This window comes from Sphingomonas oleivorans (assembly GCF_003050615.1).
GTDB lineage: Bacteria > Pseudomonadota > Alphaproteobacteria > Sphingomonadales > Sphingomonadaceae > Sphingomonas_H > Sphingomonas_H oleivorans.
The window spans coordinates 102658-119719 of the sequence record NZ_NWBU01000018.1 but is presented as its reverse complement, the minus strand read 5'-3'; the positions used below and the strand labels follow the sequence as shown (position 1 = coordinate 119719).

At 67.5% G+C, this 17062-nt stretch carries 11 protein-coding genes; 3 read left to right on the top strand and 8 right to left on the bottom strand.

Annotation, left to right across the window (positions count from 1 at the left end):
* Positions 1-26: 26 nt before the first annotated feature.
* On the top strand, positions 27-470 hold the full coding sequence (locus CLG96_RS17910) for an MgtC/SapB family protein (RefSeq protein ID WP_107970126.1): 444 nt from the start codon (positions 27-29) through the stop codon (positions 468-470).
* Positions 471-494: 24 nt separating this feature from the next.
* On the opposite strand, the gene secA is transcribed toward CLG96_RS17910, so the two are convergent.
* Entirely contained in the window at positions 495-3230 is a 2736-nt protein-coding gene (gene secA, locus CLG96_RS17905) for a preprotein translocase subunit SecA (RefSeq protein ID WP_107970124.1), read from the bottom strand.
* A gap of 139 nt (positions 3231-3369) precedes the next feature.
* Between secA and argJ the strand changes: the two genes are divergently transcribed.
* A complete protein-coding gene (gene argJ, locus CLG96_RS17900) occupies positions 3370-4593 on the top strand; it encodes a bifunctional glutamate N-acetyltransferase/amino-acid acetyltransferase ArgJ (RefSeq protein WP_107970122.1) in 1224 nt (407 codons plus the stop codon).
* On the top strand, positions 4590-5387 hold the full coding sequence (locus CLG96_RS17895; protein ID WP_107970120.1) for an inositol monophosphatase family protein: 798 nt from the start codon (positions 4590-4592) through the stop codon (positions 5385-5387). Before argJ ends, CLG96_RS17895 begins: the two co-directional genes overlap by 4 nt.
* 58 nt (positions 5388-5445) lie before the next feature.
* On the opposite strand, the gene trxA is transcribed toward CLG96_RS17895, so the two are convergent.
* The 7 genes from trxA to CLG96_RS17860 form a co-directional block, all read right to left on the bottom strand.
* On the bottom strand, positions 5446-5766 hold the full coding sequence (trxA, locus tag CLG96_RS17890; RefSeq protein ID WP_107970118.1) for a thioredoxin TrxA: 321 nt from the start codon (positions 5764-5766) through the stop codon (positions 5446-5448).
* Between the two features lie 53 nt (positions 5767-5819).
* A complete protein-coding gene (gene addA, locus CLG96_RS17885) occupies positions 5820-9266 on the bottom strand; it encodes a double-strand break repair helicase AddA (RefSeq protein ID WP_107970116.1) in 3447 nt (1148 codons plus the stop codon).
* Between the two features lie 111 nt (positions 9267-9377).
* Positions 9378-12335: a double-strand break repair protein AddB gene (addB, locus tag CLG96_RS17880; protein WP_107970114.1), complete on the bottom strand. Its 2958-nt coding sequence runs from the start codon at positions 12333-12335 to the stop codon at positions 9378-9380.
* Between the two features lie 58 nt (positions 12336-12393).
* On the bottom strand, positions 12394-13161 hold the full coding sequence (locus tag CLG96_RS17875; protein ID WP_107970112.1) for a nucleotidyltransferase family protein: 768 nt from the start codon (positions 13159-13161) through the stop codon (positions 12394-12396).
* Positions 13158-14111 carry an aminoglycoside phosphotransferase family protein gene (locus CLG96_RS17870; RefSeq protein WP_107970110.1) on the bottom strand — a complete coding sequence of 318 codons (954 nt, stop codon included), beginning with the start codon at positions 14109-14111 and terminating at the stop codon, positions 13158-13160. Before CLG96_RS17870 ends, CLG96_RS17875 begins: the two co-directional genes overlap by 4 nt.
* Positions 14108-14554 (bottom strand): tRNA (adenosine(37)-N6)-threonylcarbamoyltransferase complex ATPase subunit type 1 TsaE, encoded by a 447-nt coding sequence (tsaE, locus tag CLG96_RS17865; RefSeq protein ID WP_107970108.1) that lies wholly within the window; start codon positions 14552-14554, stop codon positions 14108-14110. The genes CLG96_RS17870 and tsaE overlap by 4 nt, the downstream gene beginning before the upstream one ends.
* Positions 14551-16920 carry a sensor histidine kinase gene (locus CLG96_RS17860; RefSeq protein ID WP_107970106.1) on the bottom strand — a complete coding sequence of 790 codons (2370 nt, stop codon included), beginning with the start codon at positions 16918-16920 and terminating at the stop codon, positions 14551-14553. The genes tsaE and CLG96_RS17860 overlap by 4 nt, the downstream gene beginning before the upstream one ends.
* Between the last annotated feature and the right edge of the window lie 142 nt (positions 16921-17062).

Sequence of the window (17062 nt, the reverse complement as noted above, 5' to 3'; positions counted from 1 at the left end):
TCCAGCGAAGAGACCGAGCCTCTGCCATGCCCGACAGCCTGACCGAAATGTCGCTTAGGCTCGGCCTCGCGACCTTCGTCGGCCTGCTGCTCGGCTTCGAGCGCGAAATTCGCGGGCATGAGGCCGGCATGCGCACCCATGCGCTGGTCGCGCTGAGTTCCGCGATGATCACCATATCCGCGCTGCTATTGTTCGATCAGCTTCGCACCGAGCAGCAACAGCCCGATCCGCTCCGCGTCATCCAGGGGCTGGCGCAGGCGATCGGCTTCATCGCCGCCGGCCTGATCTTCGTGCGCGGTGGCGATGTGGTGAACATGACGACCGCGGCGAATCTCTGGATGGCTGCCGCCATCGGCATTGCCGCCGGCGCCGGTCAGTATCGCCTCGTGCTGATCGGCTCGACGGTCACGCTGCTCCTGCTGACAGTCGCGAGCTTTCTGAAGCGATGGATGCCCCCCGGCCGGCATTGAGTCCCGCCAGCGGGAGGCAGCGTATCAATAGGTGCCGTGGCAATGCTTATATTTGCGGCCCGATCCGCAAGGGCATGGCGCGTTGCGACTGACCTGGCCCGCCCAGTTCGCCGGATCCTCGCTGAGCGCATCGGCCAAAGCCGGCTGCGCGAGCTGGAGCGGCGCGATGCGGGTCGTCACGAAGCCGCGCGAGGCCGCATCGAAATCATTGGTGTCGTCCTCGCCCGTCAACGAATCGACATGGCTGGTGACGAAATCCGGCATCGGCGGCAGTTCAGGCGGAGCCGACATGAAGCGGGCATGCGCCAGCACCCTGGTCACATCCTCGCGGATCGCGACCAGCATCCGCTCGAACAGCGAGAAAGCTTCCTGCTTATATTCGTTGATCGGCGTCTTCTGCGCATAGGAGCGCAGGTGGATCACCTGGCGCAGCGCGTCGAGCGTCGCCAGATGCTCCTTCCAATGATGATCGAGCGACTGGAGGAGGACGTTCTTCTCGACGCCGCGCCACGTCTCGATTCCGATATCGGCGGTCTTCGCCTCGATCGCTGCGGCAGCGGCGGCCTGGATGCGCTCGGCAAGCATGTCCGGCTCAATGCCGTCCTCGGCCATCCAGTCGTCGATCGGCAGATCGAGCCCGAGCACATCCTGGGTCGCAGCCTGGAGCTGCTCGACATTCCACTGCTCGGGATAGCTGTTCGGCGGGCAGGCGTCGGCGACGAGCGTGTTGACCGTGTCCGCGCGCATGTCGGCCACCACCTCGTCCACCGTCTCGGCGTCCATGATGTCCGATCGCTGCTCGTAGATCACCTTGCGCTGGTCGTTCATCACATCGTCATATTCGACGACCTGCTTGCGTATGTCGTAGTTGCGCGCCTCGACCTTCTTCTGCGCGGTCTGGATCGCCTTGGAGATCCAGGGGCTGACGATCGCCTCGCCATCCTCCAGATTCTTGTTCATCATCTTCGCGAACATGGTCTGCGGCCCGAAGATGCGCAGCAGGTCGTCGTCCAGCGAGAGATAGAAGCGGCTCAGGCCCGGATCGCCCTGGCGCCCCGAACGACCGCGAAGCTGATTGTCGATGCGGCGGCTCTCATGCCGCTCGGTGCCGAGCACGAAAAGGCCGCCCGCGGCGAGCACCTTCTCCTTCTCCTCCTCGATCTCGGCCTTCAGCCGCTCGACGATCGCATCGCGCTCCGGCCCTTCCGCCAGATCGGGATATTCGTCGGCGAGACGGAATTCGAGATTGCCGCCAAGCTGGATGTCCGTGCCGCGACCGGCCATGTTAGTGGCAATGGTAACGGCACCCAGCCGGCCCGCCTGCGCCACGATATGCGCCTCACGATCATGATGGCGCGCGTTCAGCACATTATGCGCCACGCCCTCATGCTTCAGAAATTCGGACAGAAGCTCCGATTTCTCGATCGAGACGGTGCCGACCAGCACCGGCTGGCCGATTTCGGATTTCTCGCGAATCGCCTTGGCGATGGCACGGAACTTGTCCTGCAGATTCTTGTAGAATTCGTCATCCTCGTCGATCCGGCGGATCGGATTGTTCGTCGGGATGGTGACGACGTTCATCTTATAGATCTGGAAGAATTCCTGGGCTTCGGTCGCAGCCGTGCCCGTCATCCCGCCCAGCTTCGGATACATGCGGAAATAATTCTGGAAGGTGATGGAGGCGAGCGTCTGGTTCTCTGGCTCGATATTCACGCCTTCCTTGGCCTCGACCGCCTGGTGCAGCCCGTCCGACCAGCGGCGCCCCTCCATCATGCGGCCGGTGAATTCGTCGATGATGACGACCTTGCCGTCCTTCACCAGATAATCGACGTCGCGCTTGAACACGATGTTCGCGCGCAGCGCCTGGTTCAGGTGGTGGACCACCTGGGTATTCTCGATGTCATAGAGATTGGCGCCCTGGAGCAGCCCGGCGGCCTCGAGCGAGCGCTCGATCGCCTCGGTGCCATCCTCGGTCAGCACGACCGAGCGCTGCTTCTCGTCCAGCTCATAATAATCCGGCGTGATCTGCTTCACGATCCGGTCGACCGCCAGATAGAGCTCGGACTTGTCGTCGGTCGGGCCCGAGATGATGAGCGGAGTGCGCGCCTCGTCGATCAGGATCGAATCCACCTCGTCCACGATCGCGAAGTTGAACGGGCGCTGCACCATCTGGCTGCGCTCATATTTCATATTGTCGCGCAGATAGTCGAAGCCGAACTCGTTGTTCGTGCCGTAGGTGATATCCGCGGCATAGGCCGCGCGCCGCTCCGTATCCGAAAGATTGGGCACGATCACGCCGGTGGTAAGGCCCAGGAAGCGATAGACCCGGCCCATCCAGTCCGCGTCGCGCGAGGCGAGATAGTCGTTGACCGTGACGACATGAATGCCCTTGCCGGGCAGCGCGTTGAGATAGGTGGCGAGCGTCGCCACCAGCGTCTTGCCCTCGCCCGTGCGCATCTCGGCGATCTCGCCGCGATGGAGGACGATGCCGCCGATCATCTGCACATCATAATGACGCTGGCCGAGCACGCGCTTCGCCGCCTCGCGGACGGTCGCGAACGCCTCCGGCAGCAGATCGTCCAGGCTTTCGCCATTGTCCAGCCGCTCGCGGAACAGCACGGTCTGGTTCGCCAGCTCCTCGTCGGACAGGGCCGAAAGGGTGGGCTCGAAGCCTGCGATCCGCTGGATCGTCGGCTGCATCGACTTCACATAGCGATCGTTGGACGAACCGAAGAGGGCCTTGGCGATCCCGCCGAGCATAAGCGATCCTTGGAAACTGGGCGCGCGAAGACGGCTTGCGCCATCCCGCAACTGATCGGCGCGGAGATAGGTGGCAAGGCGGGATACGTCAATTCGACCTGATGTTTCCTTACGCGACAGAGGCGACTATGCGGACCCTATGGAACGCTCTCCGCTCGCCCCCGCCGCCTTTCCCGACCTTCCGCCCATCGCCGGCGTGCGCGCGGCGGTGGCGCGGGCACGATATAAGAATTGGGATCGGTGCGACCTCACCTTCATGGCTCTGGACGAGGGCACGGCGGTGGCTGGCGTCACGACGAAGAGCCGCTGCCCCTCGCCCGAAGTCGAATGGTGTCGTGCGGCGTTGCCGCTGGGCCGCGCGCGTGCGCTGGTGGTGAATGCCGGTAACAGCAATGCCTTCACCGGTCATCGCGGACGCGCCGCCGTGGAGGCGATCGCGGCGAAGGTGGCCGGATCGATCGGCTGTCAGCCCTCCGACGTGTTCGTGGCCTCGACCGGCGTGATCGGCGTGCCCCTGCCGATCGACAAGGCCGAGGCGGGAATCGACGCGGTGCTGGCGGCTCCCCAGGCAAGCTGGGAAGATGCCGCCGCGACGATCATGACGACGGACACCTTCCCCAAGGCCGCTGCCGCCAGCGCGATCGTCGACGGCCGGCCCGTGACGCTCGTCGGCATCATCAAGGGATCGGGCATGATCGCGCCGGACATGGCGACGATGCTCGGCTTCATCTTCACCGACGCCGCCATCGAGCCCGCCTTCCTCCAGAAGATGCTGGAGGAGGCGAACGGCACGAGCTTCTCCTGCATCACGGTCGATGGGGATACGTCCACGTCCGACACGGTCCTCACTTTCGCGACCGGAAAGGCCGGGAATGCCCCGCTCGCCTCGTTCGACGATGCGGGCGCGGATGCCTTCCAGGCGGCGCTCACCGATCTCTGCACCCGCCTCGCCCATCTGGTGGTTCGCGACGGCGAAGGCGCGTCCAAATTCATCGAGATCGGCGTCGAGGGCGCCGTTTCGGACGAAAGCGCGCGGACCATCGCGCTTTCCATCGCCAATTCGCCGCTGGTGAAGACCGCCATCGCCGGCGAGGACGCCAATTGGGGCCGCGTCGTGATGGCGGTAGGCAAGGCGGGCGAGCCGGCCGAGCGCGACAGCCTGTCGATCCGCTTCGGCACTACCCAGGTCGCGCGCAACGGCCTTGCCGTCGAGGGCTATGACGAAGCGCCCGTCGCGGCGCATCTCAAGGGCCGCGAGATATTGATCGGGGTGGAACTCGGCCTCGGCGAAGGGCGGGCGACCGTCTGGACTTGCGACCTAACCCATGGTTATATCTCCATAAACGCGGATTATCGCTCATGATTCCAGCTTACGCTCCTGCCGTTCGCAAACTCATCCACGAAGTCGCGGACAACATCATGATGCCGCGCTTCCAGCAGCTCGCGCTCGACGAGATCGTCGAAAAGATGCCGGGCGACCTCGTGACCGTCATCGACCGCGAATCCGAGGCGCGGCTGACCGAGGGCCTGCTCGCCATTCTGCCGGATAGCCGGGTGGTGGGCGAGGAAGCGACGGCGGCCGATCCCTCGCTGCTCGATCGCATCGGCGAAGGCGTCGTATGGATCGTCGATCCGCTGGACGGCACGGCCAATTATGCCGAGGGGAAATGGCCCTTCGCGATCATGGTCGCGCTGGCGATCGACGGCGTGACGGAAGCAGGCTTCGTCTATGATCCGGTGAAGAAGCGGATGTGCGAGGCGGTTGCCGGCGTCGGCGCGTTCGTCAATGGGGAACGTATTACCGCACGCAGCACTGGCCAGCCCCTGCCCGTCGGCGCTTTGCCCAATCGCTTCCTGACGGACGAAGAACGCCAGGATTTCGAGCGCCGGATGGAAGGCCGATTCTTGCCCGTCCCGATCCCAGGCTGCGCGGGCGAGCAATATCCGCGCCTTGTCCTTGGGGAAAATGATGTCGCGCTCTTCTGGCGCGCGCTGCCCTGGGATCATGCGCCGGGCGCGCTGTTCCTGACGGAAGCCGGCGGGCGCATCGCCCGATTCGACGGCACGCCCTATCGTGTGGACGATCGCCGCACCGGGCTGATCGCTGCCGCCTCGCCCGCGCTGTGGGACGAGGCAGCGAAGATATTGGTCGGCTGACGATATTGGTCGGCTGACGCTGGATCACACCCCGGCCCGGGCCGGGGTGATGCCGCGATCAGAGCGATCCTTCGATCCAGCCCTTGAGCTGGCTCTTCGGCGCAGCGCCGACCTTGGTTGCAGCGGGCACGCCATTTTTGAAGAGGATCATCGTCGGAATACCGCGCACGCCATATTTGCCCGGCGAATCCGGATTCTCGTCGATGTTGAGCTTCGCAATGGTGACCTTCTCACCAAGTTCGTCGGAAAGCTCTTCCAGCGCCGGGCCGATCATCTTGCACGGGCCGCACCATTCGGCCCAGAAATCCACAAGCACGGGGCCGGACGCGGAAAGAACGTCGCTCTGAAACGAGCTGTCGGTGATGGTCTTGGTCGCCATTCGGAAAACTCCTGTCGTTACGGCCGCCGATGTAGGCGGCGGACATGCAAGCCTCAATGGTCGCGCAGCAGCTTTTGCTCTGCATCCGCCAAGCTGGACTTGTAACGCGCGATCAGTTCGGACGGCAGCGAAAACAATGTCGGGCCCGACGTGTAGAGCAGCGCCGCTTCGACCTGCCTGCCGGGAAATATGATTTCGAGTGCCCCGACATAGGCCGCCATCTGCCGCAGATGATGTTCGGGCGCGGAGGCGGCGTCGCGCGGCACGCGGCGTCCCGTCTTGAAATCGACGACCTGGACGCGATCGTCCGTCACCAGCAGCCGATCGACCGTGCCGGCGACCACCGTACCGCCCACCACCGCCGCGATCGGCGCCTCGGCGAGCGAGTCCGGCCCGAAAATGCCGCTCAACGCCGGATCGGCGATGATCGCGCAGGCATCGCGAATCAACGCCTTGCGGAGCGCATCCTCCTCCACCCCGGCCGAAGCCTGGAGCCAGCGATCTGCGGCGGCGATGCGATCATCGGGCGCAACTGCGGGAAGCCGTTCGAACAGGGCGTGGAGCAGGCGGCCGCGCCGGGCCGCATCGAGCAGCGCCGGCGTCGGGGGCGGATCGGCGACATCGTCCGGCCCGAGCGACGAGGGCGCGAGCGGGCGCGGCGGGCGCGCCTCATGCGGTGCGGGCCGGCGCAGCCATTCGGGCTCGGCGATGGATGGCTCCACCTCTGAAGCGGTTCGGACACGCGGTGCGAGCGGCGTTCCGCCTTCGCCTCGATAATGGCGCGCGGCAGTCCAGAGCGGATCGTCGACCAGCCCGGCGCCGAGCGCATCGAGCGCGGCATCGACCGCCTGATACCAGCTTTCCTGCGGCGGCACGCCGCGTGCCCGGGGACCGAGCGCGCCGGCGACGACCAGCCACTCCTCGGCGCGGGTGAGCGCCACATAGAGAAGCCGCCAATGTTCGGCGCGCTCGCGGATCCTGGCAGCTTCGAGATCGGCGGTGAGCGAGCCGGCCAGCTCCGCCTTGCGAGGGCGGAAGACGGGGAGCGTGGGCCCATCCTCCCCGATCGACCAATGGATCGAATCGGCACGGCTGGCATCGGGATCGGCGGTGGCGTCGGCGAGGATGACGAGCGGCGCCTGAAGGCCCTTGGCGCCATGGACGGTCATCACCCGGACGGCATCGAGCGGAGCGGAAGGATCGCGGGTGATCTCCACCTCGCCGCGATCGAACCAGTCGAGGAAGCGCTGGAGCGTGGGGGTGGCATCCGCCTCAAAGGAAAGGGCGGCGTTGAGCAGTTCCTCGATCGGATCGCGGGCTTCGGGGCCGAGGCGGCGAAGCAGCTTGCGGCGAGCATCGAGGGGGCCGGAGAGGAGATTTTCGAGGAAGCGATAGGGGGTGACGAGATCGGCCTGGTTGAGGAGCTTGTTTAATCCTGCGGCGGTGTCGCGATATTCGCTACGATGACGCAATGATGCCCAGAGGCTGGCATTTCGGCGATGGCCGATGCAGTAGAGATCGTCCTGCGACAGGCCGAACAGCGGCGAGACGAGCAGGCTTGCAAGCGTGAGATCATCCTCCGGCTGGAGCGCGAAGCGGATGGCCGCAAGCAGATCGCGCACGGCGAGCGGCTGATCGAGGCGGAGCCGATCGACGCCCGCCACGGGCACTTTTTCCGCATGCAGCCGCGCGACCAGCAGTGAAGGAAGCGCGCCGCGCTTGCGGACGAGCACCAATATATCCTCGGGCCGGAGCGGCCGGCCCCTGCCCTCCAGCATCAGGCCATCATCGAGCCACAGGCGGATCTGACGTGCGAGGCGGTTGGCGAGCGTGCGCGTGGCATCGTCCACCCAGCCCTCCTCCCCCTCATCCTCCAGATCGCCCGAAAGATCGGCGGAGATGGGGCGCCACAGGCTGACCGTACCGGGCAATTTTTCGCGCGCGCTCCGGTGCGGCTCGGCGGGATCGACGAGGCCGAGCCGATCGGCGCCGATATCCTCGATCAGCCGATCGACCACGGCGAGGATCGGCGGCGTCGAGCGGAAGGAACGATCGAGCGAAAGACGGTGGATGACGCGTCCCGCATCCCGCGCACGCGCATCGAACCAGAGCTGCGCCGCCTCGAAATTGCGCGGATCGGTGCCCTGGAAGCCGAATATGGCCTGTTTGAAATCGCCGACCGAGAAGATGGTCCTGAGCGGGCGCGTCTCCTCGCCCGGCTCCTCGGTGAAGAATTCCCCGGCGAGCGCGGCGATGATCGCCCATTGGCTGGCATTGGTGTCCTGCGCCTCGTCGACGAGAATATGGTCGGTGCGCTGATCGAGCTTGTAGCGCACCCATTCGCCCGTGCCCGGCCGCCCGAGCAGATCGACCGTCGAGCGGATCAGATCGTCAAAGTCGACAAGCCCCGCGATACGCTTCGCCTCGGCATAAGCGGCGGAATAGCTTTGCCCGGCACGCAGGCCGCAGGCGAGCAAGGCGGCCAGCGCAGCGCGCTCGCGCAGGCCCAGCAGCGCGCGGGCGGCATCGGCAAAACGGGCGCAGAGGCCGGCATAGTCCGCATCGCAATCGATGAGCTTCTGCGAGAAGGAACGCGGCTCGCCTGCCTTGGTAAGCGCCACCGAGATGAGATCGGCCAGCAGCAATGCGCGCTCCCTGGGCGCGGCGGCGAGAAAGGCGGCGATGCGATCGGCATCGGCAAGGCCCGTCTTGGTGCCCCATGCGGCATTGGCGGCGGCGATGCGGCGCAGCCCGGCGCAGTCGAACCGATCGTCGGCGCAGGCGGCCTCGATCGCTTGCTCGACATCGCCGAGCGGGACGGACAGCGCGGTGCGCAGCCGCGCCTCTATGCCCTGCCGAGGGCCCAGCGCCGCCATCGCCTCGGGATGGCGCGCGCAGAGCATGAGATAGCTTTCCGCCTTGCCCTCGCCTAGCCGGCGGCTGAGCGCCTGCACGTCGACGATCAGCGAAAGATCGCCGCCGCGCTCCGCCCGTTCGAGCAATTCGGCGAGCGTGCGGCGGGCGAGCGCGGCCTCCTGCCGGCCATCGAGCGGGCGGAAGCCGGGGGTGAGCCCCGCCTCGGCAGGAAAGCCGGCGAGCAAGGTCTGGCAGAAGGCATGGATCGTCTGGATGCGCAGCCCCCCGCCTGGCGCCTCCAGCACGCGCGCGAAAAGCGTGCGCGCGCGGGCGACGGCATCGGGGTCATGCGGCTCGCCGAGCGCGAACAGCTCCTTGGCGAGCTTCACCGCATCGAGCCGCACCCAATGGGCCAGCCGCGCATGGATGCGATCCGCCATCTCGGCAGCACCAGCCTTGGTGAAGGTGAGGCAGAGGATCGATTCCGGGCGGACGCCATGAAGCAGCAGGCGCATCACGCGCGCGGTCAACACATGCGTCTTGCCCGTGCCGGCGGAGGCGGAAAGCCAGACCAGGTCGCGCGGATCGGAGGCGTGGAGCTGCGCACCGAAGAGGCGATCGAGCGGGCGGAGATGGCCGCTCATTTGCTCGCCTCGCGTGTAGCAAGGCACGAGATCGGCGTGCGGGACGCTCGGGCCTTGCCCTTGCGGCCCCTCACCCAACCCTCTCCCCCGAGGGGAAAGGGCTTTCTCCTGCTACTCATCGGCGCGACCATACCATTCGTCGAGACGCATAAGCTGATCATAATCGGCATAGGGCGCATATTCTGGATGGAGCTTCGCGGTGAAGGGCGCATCGCCCGCCAGCCATTGGGCAACAGCGGCGGTGAGGACCGCGGCGGAGCGGCTGGTAAAATCGGCGGGATCGATGCCGTCGCCATTCTTCTTGAGGCCCACGGGACTGGCGACATAGCCAAGGCCATCGCCGCGTGGAGCCGAAGCAAGCGACCAATATTCAAAGCCTTGTGGAATACCCTTCACATCCTCTCCAAAGCCGCCATGTTCCGCGATCAGGCCGAGCAGCCCCAATTGCATCGCATAGCCGGCGGCGACAGCGCGGGTCGCGGGAGGCTGGCCGGTCTTGTAATCGACGATGGCGAGGCTGCCGTCGGGCAGACGATCGATCCGGTCCACCGTGCCTTCAAGCGTGATTCCAGCGACTTCCGCCTTGCCTTTGCGCTCGGCTGCGAGCGGCTTGCGGCCAGCGGAGAGATTGGCGCTCATCTCGGCCGCGACCCAGTCGATCGCCTCGATCAGTCGCGGCGTCCAGAGCGCCCGTAGCACGGGATGCGCGGCAATCTCCTCCAGCATCGCCTCGGCGCGCGAGCGGAGCTTGGCCGGATCGCAATCATCCTCCTTCATCCAGCGTTCGAACACGGCATGGACCGCCGTGCCGCGCCACGCTGCCGTGGGATCGGCATCGACCGCATCCCAGCGACGCAGGCCCAGCATCGCATCGGCATAGAAAGCGAAAGGATCCGCCTTCAGCCGATCGAGCTTGGTGACGGCGATGCGGCGCGGGCGATCGGCAACGGGCGGCGAAGGCTGCGGGCGCGACGCAGGCGCATAATCGGCGGGACGATCGAGGCAATGCGCCCAGTGACGGAGCTGCGTCATCCGGGCGAGCCCGCCTGTCATCGCCTCCAGACGGAGCCAGAAACGCGAGGCAATGGCGGGCGCACGGGCATCGCGGCGCGCGCGCGTCACCAGCACCTGCGGCGCCCCGAGCGCGCCTGCGAATTCGTGCGCCTGGATGCCGATACGCCGTTCGAGCCCCGGCAGGCCGAGTGCCGAGCGGATGGCAGGCGCGAGCCAGGGATCGGGCGCAGGTGCGGAAGGCCAGACGCCTTCATTCAGCCCGCCCAATATCATCAGATCGGCATGTTGCAGCCGTGCCTCGATGAGACCCCAGATGAAGATGCGGGCATGGCCGCCCTGCGGAGGACGGATGGCAATTTCGTCCAGCATCGATTTGAGAAGAAGTGGGAAATTATCCGTACGAGTGCGGCGCGGGCCGCCCGGCGCGGCGGCCTCGAGCTGCGCCACCAGCTCGGCGGCGGCACGGCCGGCGGGGCGCGACCAGGCCTCGTCCCCCGCGAGCGCGGTGGCGGCGTCGCGAACGGCGGCGAGGAGCGTCGCAAGATCCCGGTCGCTGCGGCCGGAGGAGAAAGCCTGTTCGAGCGGGCGGAGCAGCTCCGCCACCTCCTTCCACCAGTCGAGCGCGGCAAGCCGATCGCGCTGCTGCCGGCCCTCGCCGCCGAGGAGATGGCGGGTAACGCCGTCCAGCCCGGCATCGGGGCGCGGGCCCCGCAGCGCGCAATCGAGCCGGCGTGCGCCATCGAGCCAGGCCAGCCGCCCCTCGCCCGCGCGGACCAGCGGATGCTTGAGCAGCGCCAGCAGCGGCACGGGCGCGAAGCCCTCGGCGGCGGCCTCGGCTATGGCGAGCAGCAAGGTGCCCGGCGGCATAGCGGAGAGCGGCCGGCCGGCGCTGTCGTCCGCTTCCACGCCCCAGCGCGCGAGATGCGCCACGACGCGGCCGGCGAGCGCGCGATCGGGCGTGACGAGCGCGGCGGTGCGGCCCGGTGTTTCCAGCACCTCGCGCATGGCGATGGCGATAGCCTGCGCCTCCTCGGCGGGAGCGGCCAGTTCCAGCGCGCGAACGCCGGAGAGGCGGCGCTCGGCGGGTTCCAGATCCTGCCATTTGCCGGTGAAGGCGGCGGGCGCCATGGCATTGCCGATCGCGCGGGTGCGCACTGCCGGCGCATCGCTGCCCCCGCCCCGTCGCCAGACGCGCACCTCGGCTCGGCCGACGCCCATGCGATCGAGCAGCAGCTTCAGATGATATTGGGGATGGGTCTCGATCGGGCGGGCGCCGTCATTGGGGCCAAGCGCGTCCCATTCCTCGCCGGGCATATCCAGGTCGAGCCCGGGCAGCACGACCATGCCGGCATCGAGCCGCGCGATGCGGGCGAGCAACGCCGCCACGACGGGCGCGGCGACGGTGATTCCGGCAGCGACGACGAAGCCCGGCGGCGGGCTCGCGGCCCAGCGCCGCTCGGTGCGGGCAAGGAGGCGGTTGCGCCGGTCGGCAAGATCGATGCGGCCGAGCCGGGCGAGCTCGGCGGGCCAGCGATCGAGGATGGTCGCAAGGATGCGGAGCGACGCCTCCCAATGGTGGGAGAGTTCGGCGGGAACGGCATCGGCGAGGCGGCGAGGCTCGATGCCCTCGACCAGAAGCTGGTCGAGCGTGCGGGCGAGATCAGCGGCGAGACGGATCGCTTCGGCGGCATCGACGGGATCGCCGGCTTCTTCCCGCGCCTGCTCGACGAGGCGGGCAAGGAGCAACTGGCGCGCGACGGGCTCGATCGCGGGGGGAATATCCTCCTCGCCATCCGCCGCGAGCGGATCGAGCGCGGCGCCGAGCCGGTCGTCCAGCTCGGGATCGCCGATCGCGACGAGACGGGGCAGCAGCAGGCCCTGCCCGGAGCGGCGGACGAAGGCGTCGCTGATCGCGCGCGCGGCGCGGTTGTTGGGGATCAGGATCGTGCCGCGGGCAAGCGCGAGCCGATCCTGCCCATATATGTCGATCAGCCCGGCGGCGAGCGCGTCGGCAAAGGCGCGGTGCGGCGGGATGGTGAAGACGGCAGGCTGCACGACATCATCCTAGAGCATGGCGCGCGCTTTTCCAGCAAAAGCTGGAACGAAAGGAGAATCAGCCCCTTGCGAGCAGCGCCTCGGTCTTGGTGATCGCGCCGGGCGTGCCGACATCGAACCACATGCCCTGATGGACGATGCCGAAGCAGCGCCCCGCCTCGATCGCGCGGTTCCACAACAGGTTGGTGGAGAAGCTGCCTTCGGGCGCATTTTCGAACAGACGACGGGAGACGAGCTGGATGCCGGTATAGACGAAGGGCGCGACCCGGCCCTGACGCCGGCGGCTGAGGCGGCCGATCGCGTCCATGTGGAAATCGCCCGTGCCGCCATGGCAATTTGCCCGGGCAAGCGGCACGAGGAGCAGCAGCGCGTCCATCGCCTCTTCGTCCCAGCGCGCGGCGAGCAGGCGGATCGTGTCGACGGGCCCGTCTACCCAATAATTGTCGCTGTTTACGACGAGGAAGCGATCGTCGCCGATCAACGGCAGGGCGGCCGTCACGCCACCGCCCGTCTCCAACAGCCTGTTGCGCTCATCCGAAACAAGGATTTCAATATCTTTGACGCGATGATTGAGATGGGCTTCGAGCGCATCGGCGAGATAATGAACGTTGACGACGGCACGCTCGATGCCCCCCGTGCGGAGCCGGTCGAACACATGGTCGAGCAGCGGCTTGCCGGCCACCTCGACCAGCGGCTTGGGGCGCGTCGCGGTGAGCGGGCGCATGCGCTTGCCGAGGCCCGCGGCCATCACCATCGCGGTGCGAACGGGCAGGCCGCCGCCGGGATCGGGACGGAGGGCGAGCGGCTTGCGAATCTGACGGGTCATTGTTTATCCCAGGCGATGGCACGGGCGGAATGGGGCAGATTGGCCGCGAACCAGTCGGCAACCGGCGCGAGCGCCGGATGTGCGAGGTCGCGTTCCAGATAGGCCCAGACGCGCGGCTGATAGGCGAGATAGCGCGGCTTGCCGTCGCGCTTCCACAGGCGGGTGAAGATGCCGATTATCTTGGCGTTGCGCTGTGCGCCGAGCAGCGCATAGGCGGCATCGTCGAGCGGCGCCGAGGCGCGATAGCGGGCGAGCATCGCCGCTTCCAGCTCGGGCGAGACGTCGCGGCGCGCATCCTGCAGCAGCGAGACGAGATCATAGGCCGGATGGCCGGCGAGCGCGTCCTGAAAATCGAGCAGGCCGAGGCGCCCGTCGGGCAGCAGCATGATATTCTCGGCATGATAATCGCGCAGCACCGTGACCGAATGGTCGTTCCGGAGCGGTGCCAGCGCCTCTTCCCAGGCGGCGACATAGCCCGCCGTATCGACATCGAGCGACAAGGCCGGCGCATACCATTCGGGAAGCAGCAGCGCCTCGCGCCGATAGACGTCCATGTCATAGGCCGGCAGGTCGGCGGGCGCATGGCGATGGAGGTCGAGCAGCAGGTCGATCGCGGCGGAATATATGGGCTCCTCGCGCGCGGCATCGACGGCGATCATCTCGGCCATGCGCGCATCGCCGAAATCTTCGAGCAGGATCAGCCCGCGCTCGAGATCGGTGGCGAGAATATGGGGAGCGGCAAAGCCGATGCCCGTCAGATGGCGCGCGACATGGAGGAAGGGCGCGCTATCCTCATGCTCGGGCGGCGCGTCCATCAGCACGGCGGTGCGCCCGGGTGCCACCACCCGGAAATAGCGACGGAAGGAGGCGTCTCCGGCGAGCGGCAGGATCCGTCCATCCGCCCAACCATGCGCAGCGAGGAAATCAGGCGCCGCGGGCGGCGGAATCATCTGGGGGGCCATCGCCCCTCCCAAGACGGCGGCACGTTCCAAGTCAAGCGGCGCGCGCCGTCCGGACCCGCTTCGATGTGGAGCCGAAGCGCATCGGGCCACAGCCCGTGTTCCAGCCGCTCGGGCCATTCGATGAGGAGCGCGCTATCCACCCGCGCATCATCCAGCCCCAATTCCTCCGCCTCTTCCGGATCCTCGATCCGATAGAGATCGACATGCCAGAGCGGCAGGCGGACCTCGGGCGGGGCATAAGCGATGACGATCGAGAAGCTCGGGCTCTGCGCCTCCCCGGCAAGGCCGAGCTCCGCGAGCAGGCCACGCGCGAGCGTCGTCTTGCCCGCGCCGAGATCGCCCGACAGCGCCACCACGTCGCCCGGCCGGAGGAGCGCCGCCAGCTCCGCGCCGAGCGCGGCGGTAGCGAGGGGATCGGAGAGCAGCTTCATCGCACGGCGCCCGCGGACGCCGCCGCCCTGCCCGCCAGCGGCAAACGGATGGTGACGGTCGTGCCGCGCCCTTCCTCCGACTGAAGATCGAGCGTGCCGCCATGCGCCTCGACAAGCTGATGGGTGAGCGGCAGGCCGAGCCCGGGGGACGATGCGCCATCGCCCTGCGCCGGGGCGCCGCCGTTGAAGCGTTGGAGCATCCGTTCGCGCTGATGGGCGGGCATGCCGGGGCCGTTATCGGAAATGACGATCTCCACCATGCCTCCGACGATCGCGGTACGGACGAGAATCCGTCCTCCGTCCTGCGTATAGGACAAGGCGTTGCGCAATATATGATCGACGCCCTGGCGCAACCGCCGGGAATCACCGATCACGATGCTGCTATCGGCCGGGATGTTGAACGTGAGCGACAGGCCGCGCGCCCGGGCGACATCGGCGGCATCCGCGGCCGCATCTCTCACCAGCATCGCAATGGCGACGGGCTCGGCGGCGAGCGGGAGGCTGCCCGCCTCGCTCTGCGTGAGATCGAGCACGTCGCCGATCAGCGTGCTCAGCCGGGCGACCGCGCTGTTGATCGCGACGACATATTCCCGGGCAGTCTCGGGCAGATCGCCGGCATAGCCGCCCTCCAGCATCTCGGCGAAGCCCGAAATGGTGGTGAGCGGCACGCGCAACTCATAGCTGATATTGGCGACGAAGGCGGTCTTGACCCGATCGGCCTCCTCCAGCGCCTCGTTGCGATCGCGCAGCGCTTCCTCGATCACGCGGCTGGCGGTGATGTCGAGCAGGGTGAAGAGCGCATTGCCGTCCGGCATGGGCACGGCGGCGAATTCGAAATGGCGGCCGTCCACCAGCGCGATGCGCCCGCCGCGCGCCTGTCGCTCGACAGTGGCGATGCGCACCAGTTCGCGGATCAACCCGGCGCGCGAGGGATCGGCGAGCTTGGGCGCGATCCACTGGACGAGCATGTCGACGCGCGGATGACGGGCAAGCTCCTCCTCCTGCACGTTCCACACGTCGCGGAAACGGCTGTTCCAGAGATGGAGCCGGCCGTCGCCGGCGAAAACGGCGATCGCCTCGAACAGATTGTCGAAGGTGGCGGTCCGCACGCGCAGCAGCGTGTCGCGCGCGCTGGCAAGCTGGAGCTGCTCGGTACGATCCTCGAAGATCAGCAGCAGCCCGCCATCGGGCAGCGGCTGGGCGACGACGCGCAGATGCGTGCCGGCAGGAAGCAGCCAATTCTCCTCCACCGGGGCCGTCGCATTGAACCACAGTCGCCGCCCGGCCTTCCAGCCGGGAAAATCCCTGCTTTCGGGCGCGCGCTGCGCCTCACGCATACGTTCCAGGATGCGATCGAATTCGGGCCGATCGGCCAGCCACTCCGGCTCCATCTCGAAAAGGCGGAGGAAATGGCCATTGCAGAAGACGAGGCTCTGGTCCCCCGCAAACTGGGCGACGCCGGCCGACAGGCGATCGAGCATGTCGCGCTGGGCATCGACAAAGCGGCGCAGATCGGCGCGCGCCTCCTCCAGTTCCTCGACATCGAAGGCATAGCCGGCGATTCCCGCCTCGCCCAGCGGCACATCGACGATGCGGATGGTGCGCCGCGCGCCGGCGATGATCGCGGGCGCGGTCCGTACCGAAACCGCACCCAGATCGCGCGCATCGGCGGGAATGGCGAAGGGCGCGCTGTTCGCCTCGAGCAGTTCCAGCCCGCGATCGACCACCTCGGCCGCGCTATCCGCCTCGACCGCGCGGACATAGGCGCCATTGACCAGCGCGAGGCGCAGGTCGGGCCCGCGATGCCACATCGGAAAGGGTGCGGCCTCGATCAATGCGGACAGCGCGTCGAGCGCCTGCCCCAGCCGATCGGCCTCGCCTGCCAGCCGGGCGGTCTCGCGCTCGCTTTCCGTCATGTCGACGAACCAGAGCATGACCCGGCCACTGCCCAGGCCCGGGCTGCCGCGCACGAGCAGGACGCGGCCCGATGCGGGCATGGCGAGCCTGCGGGCAAAGCCCCGCGCCGAAATCGCGGTGGTGGCAACGTCCCGCGCCAGCGCCTCGACATCCGGTCGCGCGAACCCCTCCTGCTCGTCGGCCAGATCGGTGAGGGTGGCGAGCGAACGGCGCAGGCCGAGCCAGTCGGCCAGCCGCCCATCCTCCTCGATCCGCCCCGTCCCCGTCACGATCAGGGGTGCTGCGGGCGCAGCCGCGATCAGCGCCGCCAGCCGCTCCGCCTCGGCATGGGCGAAGCGGGCCTTGGCGGAACGGCGGATACCGAGGATCGTCGCCGAGACGCCCGCGACCAGCCACAGCGCCAGCACGCCCGCAACCAGGGCGGCCTCCGTCCCGTCGAGCACGATCATTCGATTATCCTCGCGGGCGGAGCGCACGCGGGACGCGGACAGGACTGCATGCGGATGTTCTAGAGCAGGAAGGGGCGCGAGGGGAATAAGGAGGTTGGAGCAAGCCGCTGGACAAGGACCGGAAACCCTTGGTCGATCTGCC

What these genes read in the sequence shown, in the direction of transcription:
- CLG96_RS17910 (WP_107970126.1), top strand. Translation starts at nt 27, where the DNA reads ATGCCCGACAGCCTGACCGAAATGTCGCTTAGGCTCGGCCTCGCGACC.
- secA (WP_107970124.1), bottom strand. Translation starts at nt 3,230, where the DNA reads ATGCTCGGCGGGATCGCCAAGGCCCTCTTCGGTTCGTCCAACGATCGC.
- argJ (WP_107970122.1), top strand. Translation starts at nt 3,370, where the DNA reads ATGGAACGCTCTCCGCTCGCCCCCGCCGCCTTTCCCGACCTTCCGCCC.
- CLG96_RS17895 (WP_107970120.1), top strand. Translation starts at nt 4,590, where the DNA reads ATGATTCCAGCTTACGCTCCTGCCGTTCGCAAACTCATCCACGAAGTC.
- trxA (WP_107970118.1), bottom strand. Translation starts at nt 5,766, where the DNA reads ATGGCGACCAAGACCATCACCGACAGCTCGTTTCAGAGCGACGTTCTT.
- addA (WP_107970116.1), bottom strand. Translation starts at nt 9,266, where the DNA reads ATGAGCGGCCATCTCCGCCCGCTCGATCGCCTCTTCGGTGCGCAGCTC.
- CLG96_RS17875 (WP_107970112.1), bottom strand. Translation starts at nt 13,161, where the DNA reads ATGACCCGTCAGATTCGCAAGCCGCTCGCCCTCCGTCCCGATCCCGGC.
- CLG96_RS17870 (WP_107970110.1), bottom strand. Translation starts at nt 14,111, where the DNA reads ATGATTCCGCCGCCCGCGGCGCCTGATTTCCTCGCTGCGCATGGTTGG.
- tsaE (WP_107970108.1), bottom strand. Translation starts at nt 14,554, where the DNA reads ATGAAGCTGCTCTCCGATCCCCTCGCTACCGCCGCGCTCGGCGCGGAG.
- CLG96_RS17860 (WP_107970106.1), bottom strand. Translation starts at nt 16,920, where the DNA reads ATGATCGTGCTCGACGGGACGGAGGCCGCCCTGGTTGCGGGCGTGCTG.